Raw genomic sequence first — 12,835 nt, forward strand, 5'->3', positions numbered from 1 at the left:
CGCGAGCGCCGCAATGGCGCTCGCGCTTTCGCGTGCATTGGCGGCCCAGCCGCACGTGTGTTCCGCGCAGACCGCCGATTCCGCGAGCTCAGGCAACGCGGAGTGGTCGCCGCCGCTGGACCGCGCGATCACCGTGCGCGGCGCAAATCTCTCTTTGCGCGACGCGCTCGATCGCGTGGCGACGGCGGCGAGAATTCGCCTTTCCTACAGCGCCGAGCAGGTTCCGCTCGACCGAGCGGTGTGCGTCTCCGCCGACGCCTCGCCGGCCGGTCGGGTTCTCGCTGATCTCCTCAGCGGAACCAACGTCGCCGCGGTGGTGGTCGGCGCCGACCAAGTGGTGCTTTCACCGCGCATGCGTCCAGCGCGTGCCGACGGACCCGGAATGGCGCCAACGCTCGGCGTCCTCGATCGCGTCGTCGTGACGGGGACCGCCGGAGGAGGCACGCCGGCGAAAGAGCTGGCGGTCGGTCTCGACGTTCTCAACGGGCGCACGCTCGCGCGCGACAACACCAACACGATTTCCGACGCGCTCGACTCCTACGTGCCCGGCGTTTGGTCGTGGGCGCAATCGCCGTCGAACATGCTGAGCTCGTACGCGAGCATCCGCGGCGCGAGCTCGTTCGGACTGAGTTATCCGAAGATCTACATCGACGGCATCGAGGTGGCGAACCCGCTGTTGTTGAGTCGGTTCGCGCCCGGCGCGATCGATCACATCGAAGTGATTCGCGGCCCGCAGGGCGCCGCCCTCTACGGCGCCGACGCAATCAGCGGCGTGGTGAACATCGTGACGCGCCACGACGGCGGAGACGGCGACGGCGCGCACGCGGCGATACGCTCGACCGTCGGCACGTCTCAGAGCTCGTACGCGCGCGGCGTCATGGCGCAGGATCACGCGCTGTCCTTGGTCACGGGCACGAGCACGCGATCGATGGACTTGAATGTGAGCGGTTCGACGATGGGCTCGTTCGTGCCGAACGGTTACAGCCGCGATCTCATGGCGTCGGGCGGGGGACGGATCGTCGGCAACACCGGCAGCATCACGACGACCGCGCGGCTCTTCTTCGAGCAAGCCGGCGTTCCTTCGAGCCCGCTCGTCCAGACGCCGATGTCCTCGTCGCCGGGCGGCCCGCCGGCGACCACGACGCGCAACGGCTCTCCGCAGACGGTCACGGAATACACGATCGGCGCGACGGCGCTCCACATGCCGGGCCAAGCATGGGTCGACTCGTTTGTCGTCGGCGTAGATGGATATCGTCTCTCGAACGTGCAGACGAACTACACGCCCGTGCCGAGCATCGTCGATTCCGCGTTGCGCGCGGCGCAGGGCGGCGCCGACCGCGCCACGCTTCGCGCGAGCCGCGTTTTCCGCTTCCGCGCCGACGACCCGACGCGCGGCTCGCTCACGCTGTCGGCCGAGCATGCGACGCTCCGCGCGTCCACGCTGACGTCGTCGGCGTTCGTGTACGGCAATCGCGGACCAGGCAGCTCAGGTGGCCCGGGTGGACAGGACAGTCGCCAAGACGTGCTTACGCCGCTCGTCACTTGGCAGAACAGCACCGGCGTTACGGCGCAGGCAAACGCGGCCATCAACAACACGCTCTTCTTCACGAGCGGTGTACGACTCGAGGAAGACAGCCGTCTCGCTCCCGGCGACCGTTTCGTCACGCTGCCGATGTTCGGGATCGCGGACGTGAACGATGTCGGTCCGTTCACCATGAAGCTGCGCGCCGCGTACGGGCGCGGCATCCGTCCGCCGAGCACGATGCAGCGCTGGCAGATGTGGCAACCGCAGACCGCGGAGCAGGCGGCCCTCGGTCCGGAAGTACAGTCGGGCACCGAAGTCGGTGTCGATCTCATGTTGCATCAGGCGCTCACCGTGCAGCTGACGCGGTTCGACCAGCGCGCGTCGGGACTCATCCAGCAGGTGCCGTTCGCGTCGGATAGCGCGCTGACCGGCCGGCGAATGCAGTACATCGCGCAGAACGTCGGAGAGATCTCGAACTCCGGCTGGGAGCTCGGCGCGACGAGCACACTGTCTCGCGTCACGATGAACGCATCGTTCGCCGCGGTCGACAGCCGAGTCCGCAAGCTGGCGCCAGGCTATACAGGCGACTTGGAGACGGGTGACCGGATGCTGCAAGTCCCGGCAATTACCGCAGGCTTCGGCGCGACGTGGACCGGCGACGCGTGGACGGCCTCGCTCGGCGGAACGCGGGCGTTCAACTGGATCAACTACGACGAAGTCGCGCTCGCGCAAACGTGGCTCTCGGGAACGGAGTCGGTCCACCAGATGGTGGGGCCGGAGCTCCGCAACTTCTGGCGGCGATATACCGGCGGACTCCATTTGCGCGCCAGCATCTCCCACGACTTCCGGCGCGACTTCTCCGTCGAAGTGACCGGGGACAATCTGCTGAACTACCAGAGCGGCGAGCCCGACAACATCACGATCATCCCGGGCCGGACGATCATGAGCGGAGTTCGCATTAAGTTCTAGCCTCGTGACACCCACGAGGGCAGCAGAATGACCGCCACCGCGATGAAGCACGACGCGACAGGGAGCGCCTCTCAAGAAGCCACGCTTCCCATCATCGACCACTGGATCGACGGCGCCGCTACTCCCGGCAGCTCGGACCGTTTTGGTCTGGTCTACAACCCCGCGCTTGGCACTCCCGCCGCGCGCGTCCGATTTGCGAGCGCTGCCGACGTCGATCGCGCCGTGGAAGCCGCCGCGCGCGCGGCCGTCGCCTGGGGCCGGGCCGGCCTCGGCAAGCGCGCCACGGTGCTCTTCAAGTTTCGCGAGTTGGTCGAGCGGCATGCCGATGAGCTTACGCGCTGCATCGTCCGCGAGCACGGCAAGGTGTTGGCCGATGCGCGCGGCGAAGTGCAGCGCGGGCTCGAGGTCGTGGAGTTCGCGTGCGGCATTCCGCATCTCAGCAAAGGCGAATTCTCCGAGAACGTGTCGACGAATGTCGACAGCTACTCGATTCGCCAACCGCTCGGCGTCGTGGCCGGTATCACGCCGTTCAACTTCCCGGTGATGGTGCCGATGTGGATGTACCCGGTCGCGATCGCGGCGGGGAATTCGTTCATCCTCAAGCCGTCGGAGAAGGATCCGTCGGCGTCGATGATGATGGCCGAGCTGTGGCGCGAAGCGGGTCTTCCGGCCGGTGTGTTCAGCGTCGTGAACGGCGACCAGGCCGCCGTCGAGCGGATCCTCGAGCATCCCGGCATCGCCGCGGTGAGCTTCGTGGGGTCGACGCCGATCGCCCGCCGCATCTATGAGACGGCCACCGGGCATGGGAAGCGGGTGCAAGCGCTCGGCGGCGCGAAGAATCACATGATCGTGCTGCCAGACGCGGACATGGAGCTCGCCGCGGATTCGGCCGTGAACGCGGCGTTCGGATCAGCGGGCGAGCGATGCATGGCGATTTCCGTGACAGTCGCCGTGGGCGATGCAGCCGAACGGCTCGTACCACTCGTCGCGCAACGCATGCGTGCGATCAGAGTCGGCGACGGTCTCGACCCCAAGAACGACATGGGACCGCTGGTGACGAAACAGCATCTCGAGCGCGTGCGCGCCTACGTCGACGAGGGTGTGGCCGCGGGCGCGTCGTTGGTGGCCGACGGCCGCGCGACCGTGAACGACGAACGCGGCTTCTATCTCGGCCCGTGTCTGTTCGACCACGTGAAGCCGGACATGACGATCTACCGCGATGAGATCTTCGGTCCAGTCCTTTCGGTGGTTCGCGCCTCGTCGTACGAGGAGGCCATCGGTCTGGTGAACTCGAATCCGTACGCGAACGGCGTCGCGATCTTCACGAACGACGGCGGCGCGGCGCGCCGGTTTCAGAACGAGGTTCAGGTCGGGATGGTCGGGATCAACGTGCCGATTCCGGTGCCGATGGCGTACTACTCGTTCGGCGGCTGGAAGGCGTCTCTCTTCGGCGACGCGCACGTGCACGGCATGGAAGGCGTGAAGTTCTACACGCGCGGAAAGGTCGTAACGGCACGATGGCCGGATCCAAGTTTGAGAGGGAAGAATTTGGGATTTCCGACCTGACGGCCAACCGCACGCGACCGGGGGTCTCGGTGATTCGATCCAGCTTCGCCATTTGCCTGTCCGCCTTCGCCGCCGTCGGCGCTCAATCCGTCCCCAAGTCCGGCGCCGAAGTTTTTCAGCGCATGCACGACGCGTACGCCGGAAAGTGGTATCACACGCTCACCTTCGTGCAGACGACGACCCAGCGACGTCCCAACGGGACCGACACGGTCACCACTTGGTACGAGAGTCTGCGACAGCCCGCGAATGGACGCACTGAGCTGCGTATCGACTTCGGCGACCCATCGGCCGGCAACGGCGTTCTCTACACCGCCGACTCGAGCTGGCGCATGCGAGGCGGGAAGCTGGGCGCGGCGACCGCCGACGGAAACGAGTTTCTGCCGCTCATCGAGGGCGTCTACTTCAATCCCGTCGAGCAGACCATTCGCGAACTCTCGTCGACGAAGACCGACATGTCTCGCGTGATCGAAGGGCGCTACGACGGCCGCCGCGTTTGGATCATCGGCGTGTCGTCGACAGCGGACACCACGTCGCCGCAGATCTGGATCGACGCCGAGCGCAACGTCGCCGTACGCGCGATCATCCCGGCGTCGCCGAACCTGCCGATGTTCGACATTCACCTCGACGGCTACGTGCCGATCGAGAGCACGTGGCTCGCGTCCAAGATCACCATGCTGCAGAGCGGAGTGCCTCGACAGAAGGAGGAATACCGCGACTGGAAGGTGAACGTGGATCTTCCCGCGAGCCTCTTCGACATCGCCACCTGGACGTCGGCGCCGCATTGGGCGAAGCGTCCGTAACGCCGGCGAGCGCGAGACGCGGCTGAAATAATCGCCGCGCGGACTACGGCGCGGCGGCGCCCTTGGTGTCTTCGTCTTCGTGCAGGACCGTGCGCCGCACGAGCTGTACCGAGCCGGCCAGAATCGCCGCCCAGATGAGGATCGCGATTCCCCGGATGAGCAGCGCGTTCAAGCTCATACCGATCCAGTCGTCCCAATGCGCGCGCTGGGTGCCGTTGGCTTCATGCCCCAGCGAGATGAGGAGCGCGCTGGTGACCATTTCGGCGGCGACCTCGATGCCGGCGAAGGCCGGCGCGCGCCACACGTACTGGTGGAGCGGGAAATTCGCCAGGTGCGCCGTGACCATGCCGAGGAAGAAGATCGCCCCGATGGCGAAGGTCGCGCCGAAGTAGAGCCAGTTGTCGGGGCCGTGCGTCAGGACTACGACGCGATACGTCCGCACGATGATGCCGGTGACGATCGCCATCTGGACGAGCGAATACGAGAGCCGGCGAAAAGCCCGGGGCTCTCGGATGCGAATCTCGGTGGTCTTGCGCGGAAAGAATTGCGACATGGTGGGGGGCTGCCCTTTAGACAAACGAACCGCTCACAGGGTGGCAACCTCTTGATACCGGGAGCGCCCCTTCACCGGGTTCCGGGGCGTCTCCCATTGACGCTCTATGGGACCGCCGCTATCGTCCCCAAAGACGCTCTAGGGGAAGCCATGCCTGACCAGTCGATCGAGCTGTTTCAAGGAACCCTCGACCTTCTCATTCTCAAGACGCTGAGCTGGGGCTCGACGCACGGATACTCGATCGCCCGGTGGATTCAGCAGGTGACGGGCGACGTGCTGCGCGTGGAAGAGGGATCCCTTTACCCCGCCCTCCACCGACTCGAGCGCCGCGGTTGGATCAGCGCCGAGTGGGGGCTTTCCGAGAACAACCGTCGCGCCAAGTACTACGAGCTGACGCCGCGCGGACGCCAACAGCTCCGCGCCGCGACCTCGACGTGGTCCACCTTCGCCGGCGCTGTGACCAGCGTGCTCACATCAGCCGACCAACCCAGCTGGGCGAAGCCATGAAGCGCCGAAAAGCGCCGGCGTGGCGGCGGTATCTCCGTTTCTGGGGCGCCGACCCGGTTCGCGACGTGGACGACGAGCTCTCGTTTCACCTCCAGGCCCGCGTCGACGAATACATCGGTGCCGGCATGGATCCCGGCCGGGCCCGCGCCGAGGCGGAGGCACGTTTCGGGAGTGTGGCGCAAGTGCGCGAGCACACTGTCGCCATCGACGCACAATGGGCGCGAGAGCGCGGCTTCGCCGACCGCATGCACGCGGTCGGGAGCGACGTTCGCCACGCCGCGCGCCGGCTGCGCCGATCGCCGTCGGTCACCATCGCGGCGGTGCTCTGCTTCGCTCTCGGAATCGGTGCGAACACATCGATCTTCAGCGTCGTCGACGCGGTTCTCTTTCGCCCGCTGCCGTTCGCCGATGCGTCGCGCCTGGTCATACTCGGCGAGCAGTTGCCGGCGTTCGCGGCGAAGAACTACGGAACCATCTCGGCTCCCGAGTATCTCGACTACAAGACGCTGAACGGCCGCGTCTTCGCGAATTCCGCGATCGTCGACGACGGTTCCTTCGTGCTCACCGGCGACGCCGGGCCTGAGCGGGTGCTCGGCGCCCAGGTTTCGGCATCGATATTCGACGTGCTCGGAGTTCGCGCGGCCCGAGGACGAACCTTCTTACCCGACGAAGACGCGATCTCCGCGCCGAACGTGGTCGTGCTGAGCCACGCGTTGTGGCAGCGGCGATTTGGCGCCGACTCTTCGGTGGTAGACCGCTCGATGGCGATCGGCGGCGAGTCGTATCGCGTCATCGGCATCATGCCGCCGGGATTCGCCTTCCCGCTCCCGGGAATAAGCAGCGGCGTCGCTGATCTGTTCGTCCCCTACCGCATCACGCCGGCGGTCGAGAAGACGCGGGCGAACGTCTACAACACGGTGCTCGTCGCGCGACTCGCTCCGGGCGTGGCGCTCGAGGGAGCCAAGGCGGCCGCGGCCGAAATCGCGCGCCGGCTGCCGACGCTTCATCCCGGGGCGTACGGCGCGAAGCAAGTGACGCTGACCGATCTGTTTCCGCTGCGCGACCGGGCGATCAGCGGCGTGCGACGCTCGCTCGTCGTGCTGTTGGCCGCCGTCGGTTTCGTGCTGCTCATCGCCTGCATCAACGTCTCGAGTCTTCTCATCGCCCGGGCCGCCGCGCGACAGCACGAGTTGGCGCTGCGGCGCGCGCTCGGCGCGTCCCGAGGACGCGTGCTGCGCGAATTCGCCGCCGAGAGCTTTCTGATCGTCGCGATCGGGTCGGCGCTCGGCGTCGTGCTCGCCATCTGGGGCGTGCGCGTTCTGGCGAATGCGGCGCCGGAGGAGATGCTACAGGGATACGCCGTGGCGGTCGACGGACGCGTCCTCTTGTTCACCGGGTCGATCGCCGCGCTCACGGCATTCGCCGTCTCGCTCTTTCCTTCGCTCCACGCCGGCGACGAACTGCTCGACGCCATGTTGCGTGAGGACGGTCGCGGCGGCGGCGGCGGGACGATCGGCGGGGCACGCCAGCGCGGTCGGCGGTTGCTCGTCGCGACACAGATCGCGCTGGCCGTGGTTGTCGCCGCCGGCGCCGTGCTGATGGTCGAGAGTTTCGTGAATACCCGGAACGTCGATCCCGGGTTCGAGCCGGCGCATTTGTTGTCGTTCAGGCTCGGCGTTCCCGACTACCGATACCGCACCTCCACCGACGTCGAAGCGTTCGAGCGTGATATGGCGGCCCGGCTGCGGCGCCTACCCGGCGTGCACGCCGCGTCGGCCGCGACGAGCGCCCCGATGGCCGAAACCTGGCGCGCCACCGCGACGCCCGAAGGTGTGCCAATCGAGAAGACGCCCGTCGTGCTCATGACGCTGGTGTATCCCGGCTACATCGACGCGCTGGGCTTGCGAATGCGCGCCGGCGCGGCGTTCACGGGAAGAGAGACCCGCGAATCGCCGCGCGTCGCGATCATCAACGAAGCATTCGCCCGGCAATTCTTTGCCGGCGTCAATCCCGTTGGGCGCCGCCTGAAATGGGGATCGCCACAATCGACCGATCCGTGGGCGACTGTCGTCGGCGTCGCCGAGAACGTGAACGAGGTTGCTCTCGATGCCGCGGCCGAGCCGGCCGTCTATTACCCCGCGCTGCAGCAGGACACGGCGTTCGTCGCCTCCTCGCTGCGCGAGCTCACGTACGTTGTTCGCGCGGAACGCGATCCGTCGGCGTTGTTCGACCCGGTCCGCCGCGCGGTGCACGACGCCGACCCCGAGATTCCCGTCGTCAAGCTTAGGACGATGAACGACGTCGTGGCGCTCTCGGTCGTCGGCCGCCGCTTCAACACCATGCTCCTCGTGGGATTTGCCGCGTTGGCGCTCGCGCTCGCGGCGGTCGGGATCTACGGCCTGATGGCGTACGCCGTCCTGCAGCGCACGCGGGAAATTGGAATTCGCTTGGCAGTCGGCGCGACACCGTCGAACGTGCTCGGCCTCGTCGTTGGGCAGGCCGCGCGGCTGGCGCTGGTCGGGGTAGGCACCGGCTTGCTCGGCGCGATCGCGCTCACTCGCGTGATGCAATCGCTGCTCTTCGACGTCAGCCCGCTCGACCCGCTCGCACTCGGCGGCGCGGCGCTCTTGCTGCTCGCGGTCGCGGGACTCTCGAGCTACGTCCCCGCCCTCCGCGCCTCACGCGTCGATCCGAAGACAGCGATCGCAGCGCAATAGAGTGGAGGTCATGTTTTACGGAAGCGCGAAGGCCTGGAGCTTCGCCCCGCTGGCCGCGCCGGTGGCGATCACGACGAACTGTTTGCCGGCCTTTGTGCGATAGGTCATCGGCACCGCGTATCCATTCTGTCCGAGATCCGCCGACCATAGGGTCGACCCGTCGCGCGAATCGATCGCGTAGAGCGTTGATCCACCGCCTGTCGCGAAGATCAGCCCCGATGCCGTCACCATCGGCCCCGGTGACCCGGACACGCCGAGCGGAGGCAATTTGAGATCTTTGAGCAATGGATGATTGCGAATGGCGGGTGTGTCACCGAGCGGTACCGTCCATTTCGTGTCGCCGGTGTTCAGGTCGATCGCCGTCAACGTGCCGTACGGCGGGCGATTGATCGGCAGCGGCGGCAAACGCTGTCCGCTGTCGCGGGGTGGCATCGTGACACGCAGGTTCGACGCTGACAGGTCGGCGGAATAGTCGGCGTCTACCGTGTCTGAGTGCGCGGGCTGGACGATCTTGTACATCGCCGGTGAATTGCTCGCTTTGACGTAGATCGTGCCCGACACGGGGTCCAGCGCGCCGCCGCCCCATCCGGCGCCGCCGATCGCGCCGGGCATGACGATCGTGCCGGCCATCGACGGCGGCGTGAAGATCGGACCGAAGCGAAGATCTTTCGTCTCCTCGAGGGCGCGCGCCTTGATCTCCGGCGTGAAGTCGATCAGGTCGCCGTAGCCGAATCCCTGTTTCGCGAACGCCTTCGGCTTCGTCGGAAACGGCTGCGACTGAGATGCCCTGTCACCGGGCACGTCGCTCGGGGGCACCGACCGTTCTTCTATCGGCCAGATCGGCTCGCCCGAGACGCGGTCGAACACGAACAGAAAACCGGTCTTCGCCGGCACGGCGACGACGTCGCGCGCCCTTCCGTTCACGTTGACCGACGCGAGCACCGGGGCCGCGGGAAGATCGTAGTCCCAAAGTCCGTGGTGCACGGTTTGGAACGCCCACTTGAGCTTTCCGGATTTCGCCTCGAGACAAACGACGGATTCCGCGTAGAGATTGTTGCCCAGGCGTGCTCCGCCGTACCAGTCGTTGCTCGGCGTGCTCACAGGGAGATAGATGAGCCCACGCCCGTCGTCGACGGTGAACGGAGCCCACACGTTCGCGTGGCCGGTCGTTTTCCATGACTCGTTCGCCCAGGTCCTGGCGGCGGTGTCGCGCGTGTCGCGTGGAACCGGGCTCCAGCTCCATGCGCGCTTCCCGGAGCGAACGTCGAATGCCTGTACGTCGCCCGGAGGATCGTTCGGGTAGATCAAGCGGTCCGCGACTCCGTTGCCGACGATGACGAGATCCCGCCACACGACCGGAGGCGACGTCTCCGTGTAGTGGAGCTTGTTGACCTTCTTGCCGTTTCGCTCGAGCCGCGCCGTGAGATCGACGACGCCGGTGTCTCCGAACGTGCGAATCGGCTGCCCTGTGGCCGCGTCGATCGCGATCAGGTTCCAGCGGCTGTTGATGAAGATCCGGCGCTGCTTGCCGTCGGTCCACGTCGCCACGCCGCGATGCACGAACCCGGTGCCGTTCGACGGCTGGCCGGCGGCGTACGACTTGGGATCGTATTCCCAGAATTCCTTTCCCGTCGACGCATCGAGCGCGACGACGCGGTTGTACGACGTGCTCAGAAAGAGCGTGTCGCCCAGCATCAGCGGTGTGGCCTGAAAATTTCCCGGGCGCGTGTGGAGCTCGGGCTTCGGCGTTTCACCCGTCGCCCACTCCCACACTTTCGTCAGACGCGCAACGTTGCCGCGGTCGATGTCGGTGAGCTTCGAGAACTTGGTCGAAGCAAGATCGCCGCCGAACACAGGCCATTCGACCATCTGCGCGCACGCAGCGGACAACGGCGCGGAGATCGCGGCGAGAACTGAGGCCAGTGACAGCGGTGCGGCAAGTCGCGCGGCAAATCGCATGACGACGACGGGTTGGGAAGAACCCTCTAATTCTGCAACAAGATTCAGCGCTTCGGCAGATCGCGTTCGAGCTCGCGCGCCGAGCGCAGCGCGAGGGCGCAAAATGTAAGCGTCGCGTTGGCGCAACCGCCGCTGACCGCCGTCGGCGCGCCGACTACGAACAGGTTCTCGTGATCGTGCGTTCGTCCCCACGAGTCGACGACGCTCGCCGACCCATCCGTGCCCATGCGACAGCCGCCCGCGGGGTGATCCTGGAAGTTGTCGACGCTGGTGCGAAGCACTGTGCCCTTCCCGGCTCGCGCCATCTCGTTGAACAGCGTACGGATCGATTCCTCCGTCGCGCCGCGCTCGGCCACGGACTCCGGCGCGTCCTGGAACGAGAGCTTGGGCAACGGATCGCCCCACTGATTCTTCTTGCCCGTGTCGAGAGTGAGCTCGCTCGACCGGTCGGGGATCACCTCGTAGTAGGCCCGGACGCGCGCCGTACCGGTCTGGGTCCGCTTTCGCCAGTCGTCGAGAATCGCGTCGCCGAGCATCAGTGCGCCGGAGTCGTCGACGAGCCTCGCCGTCTTGCCGACGGAGGATTCCCAGATTCGGAGGTCGTGGCGAATGAATCGCGCTCCGGGGCGGGGCCGCATGAACTGTTTCGTCACGAGGCTGTGCTGCTCGTTCATGCCGGGATAGAGCCGCAGCGGCAGGTCGACGTACCCGCCGACGTTGCGGTGTCCCGACAGATATTTGCCGACGAGTCCTGATTTGTTGGCGAGACCGTCCGACGCGCCACTCTGCGCCGAGAGCAGCAGCAGATGCGACGACCACACGTAGCCCGCGGCGACGACGAAAATCTTCGCGCGAAATTCGACCGGCGTGTCGGGTCGGTCGAAGCTCGACGCCACGGCGTGCGAGATCGTTTTTCCCCCATCCGCGAGCACGAGCTTGCGCACCAACGTCCGCGGCATGAGCTCGACTCGCTTCGAGGCGAGGAGCGCGTTCCACGTGAAATCAGGCGAGTACTTCGCGCCAATCGGACAGATCGGCGAGCAGGTGTCGTTGCGACAGCACTGCGGCCGGCCGCGATACGCCACCGAGTTCTTGGCCGACGGCTGACTCCAGGTCGGGATCGCGGACTTGGCCGCCCAGTCCTTCAAGAGCTCGAGGTTGTACGTCAGCGGAATCGGAGGCAACGGAAACGGCTTCTTGCGCGGGTCCAGTTCCGGCGGTCCCTGTTCGCCCGCGACCCCCATGACCTCTTCGGCCTCCTGGTAAAACGGATCGAGCTCGTCGTAGTCGATCGGCCAATCGGTGCCCACGTCGTAGAGGGTTTTCTGCTTGAAATCCTCGGGGGAGAAACGCGGCGTCACCGCTCCCCAGTGCATCGCCAGCCCGCCGACCTGCATCGAGCGAGACTGGAGCGGCCCCTCGATCTCGTACCCCTCGAGGTGATCGCGGCCCCACGGATTCTCGCCGTAGCGAATGAATCGGTCGCGTGCCGCGGCCCGCTGCCCGAGCGGAACGGTGTTGTCCCCCGCCTCGACGACCACGACGCGAGCGGTCGTCGTCCGCGCCAGCCGATCCGCGATCATCGCGGCGCTGATTCCCGAGCCGATGATGCACACGTCGCTCTCGACGACGCGGCGTCTCATCGCTTGGCACTCCCGGCCAAGGGCAGCGGCTTGCGGGACTCGAGCGCCAGCGGACGGCAGGTCTCGCGTCCGATGCGCGCCTCGTAGCACAGATCCGCCGCGTCCGAGCTCCCGTAGAAATGCGCGAGCAGCGCGACCGCGACGTGCTTCGCCTCGGCGACGTTCGGGATGCGATCGAGGCGTTCGTCCTTGACCGCGTCGCGTACGAGGTCCACGCGTTGTGCGACCGTCACCGCCTTGAAGGGTCGTCCGTGCTTCGATTGCGACGTGGCGTCGAGGGCGTCGAGCTGCGACGTCCAGCGGGTCACGGGTGTGGGGCCGGTCGTGCGGAGACGCGAAGTGCCATAGCCGTGCAGCAGCTCCGCGTTCTCTCGATAGTACGTGCCCCAGTCGCGGAACACGGCGACGGCGCGTGTGATTCCGGCGCGGCCGAGCTGCGACGGAAGAATCGCTTCGCCCAGCGCGCCGAGCGTGGCCGGGTCGGACTCGAGGTGTCGAACGGCCGCGGCGTGCGCGCGCCGCACCACGACGTTCAGCGGAATCGCCGCCGCGAGCGAGGCGAGGAATCGCCGGCGCGAGATGCCCGTCATGGGGCT

9 protein-coding genes are annotated in these 12,835 nt (G+C 66.7%); 5 read left to right on the forward strand and 4 right to left on the reverse strand.

The window, feature by feature from the left end:
• The first annotated feature begins 13 nt into the window (after nt 1-13).
• From VGQ44_23095 to VGQ44_23105, 3 genes are read left to right on the forward strand one after another with little or no spacing between them, the layout of a single operon-like run.
• Nucleotides 14-2,494 carry a TonB-dependent receptor plug domain-containing protein gene (locus tag VGQ44_23095; protein HEV8449728.1) on the forward strand — a complete coding sequence of 827 codons (2,481 nt, stop codon included), beginning with the start codon at nt 14-16 and terminating at the stop codon, nt 2,492-2,494.
• A gap of 27 nt (nt 2,495-2,521) precedes the next feature.
• Nucleotides 2,522-4,060 carry a CoA-acylating methylmalonate-semialdehyde dehydrogenase gene (locus tag VGQ44_23100; protein ID HEV8449729.1) on the forward strand — a complete coding sequence of 513 codons (1,539 nt, stop codon included), beginning with the start codon at nt 2,522-2,524 and terminating at the stop codon, nt 4,058-4,060.
• A gap of 29 nt (nt 4,061-4,089) precedes the next feature.
• Complete coding sequence (locus VGQ44_23105; GenBank protein ID HEV8449730.1) at nt 4,090-4,860, forward strand: hypothetical protein; 771 nt, start codon at nt 4,090-4,092, stop codon at nt 4,858-4,860.
• A 43-nt stretch (nt 4,861-4,903) separates the two neighbouring features.
• Here VGQ44_23105 and VGQ44_23110 read toward each other — a convergent pair whose 3' ends face one another.
• Nucleotides 4,904-5,413 carry a hypothetical protein gene (locus VGQ44_23110; GenBank protein HEV8449731.1) on the reverse strand — a complete coding sequence of 170 codons (510 nt, stop codon included), beginning with the start codon at nt 5,411-5,413 and terminating at the stop codon, nt 4,904-4,906.
• Between the two features lie 150 nt (nt 5,414-5,563).
• Here VGQ44_23110 and VGQ44_23115 point away from each other — a divergent pair, with 150 nt between their 5' ends.
• Both VGQ44_23115 and VGQ44_23120 read left to right on the forward strand, forming a co-directional pair.
• On the forward strand, nt 5,564-5,920 hold the full coding sequence (locus VGQ44_23115; GenBank protein ID HEV8449732.1) for a PadR family transcriptional regulator: 357 nt from the start codon (nt 5,564-5,566) through the stop codon (nt 5,918-5,920).
• Nucleotides 5,917-8,637 (forward strand): ABC transporter permease, encoded by a 2,721-nt coding sequence (locus VGQ44_23120; GenBank protein HEV8449733.1) that lies wholly within the window; start codon nt 5,917-5,919, stop codon nt 8,635-8,637. The genes VGQ44_23115 and VGQ44_23120 overlap by 4 nt, the downstream gene beginning before the upstream one ends.
• A 15-nt stretch (nt 8,638-8,652) precedes the next feature.
• Here VGQ44_23120 and VGQ44_23125 read toward each other — a convergent pair whose 3' ends face one another.
• The 3 genes from VGQ44_23125 to VGQ44_23135 are packed head-to-tail and all read right to left on the reverse strand — an operon-like array spanning nt 8,653 to nt 12,829.
• On the reverse strand, nt 8,653-10,596 hold the full coding sequence (locus VGQ44_23125; GenBank protein ID HEV8449734.1) for a PQQ-binding-like beta-propeller repeat protein: 1,944 nt from the start codon (nt 10,594-10,596) through the stop codon (nt 8,653-8,655).
• 44 nt (nt 10,597-10,640) lie between these two features.
• Nucleotides 10,641-12,239 (reverse strand): GMC family oxidoreductase, encoded by a 1,599-nt coding sequence (locus tag VGQ44_23130; GenBank protein HEV8449735.1) that lies wholly within the window; start codon nt 12,237-12,239, stop codon nt 10,641-10,643.
• Complete coding sequence (locus tag VGQ44_23135; protein HEV8449736.1) at nt 12,236-12,829, reverse strand: gluconate 2-dehydrogenase subunit 3 family protein; 594 nt, start codon at nt 12,827-12,829, stop codon at nt 12,236-12,238. Before VGQ44_23135 ends, VGQ44_23130 begins: the two co-directional genes overlap by 4 nt.
• Nucleotides 12,830-12,835: the final 6 nt, after the last annotated feature.

The sequence above is a fragment of the Gemmatimonadaceae bacterium genome (assembly GCA_036003045.1).
Taxonomy (GTDB): Bacteria; Gemmatimonadota; Gemmatimonadetes; order Gemmatimonadales; family Gemmatimonadaceae; genus JAQBQB01.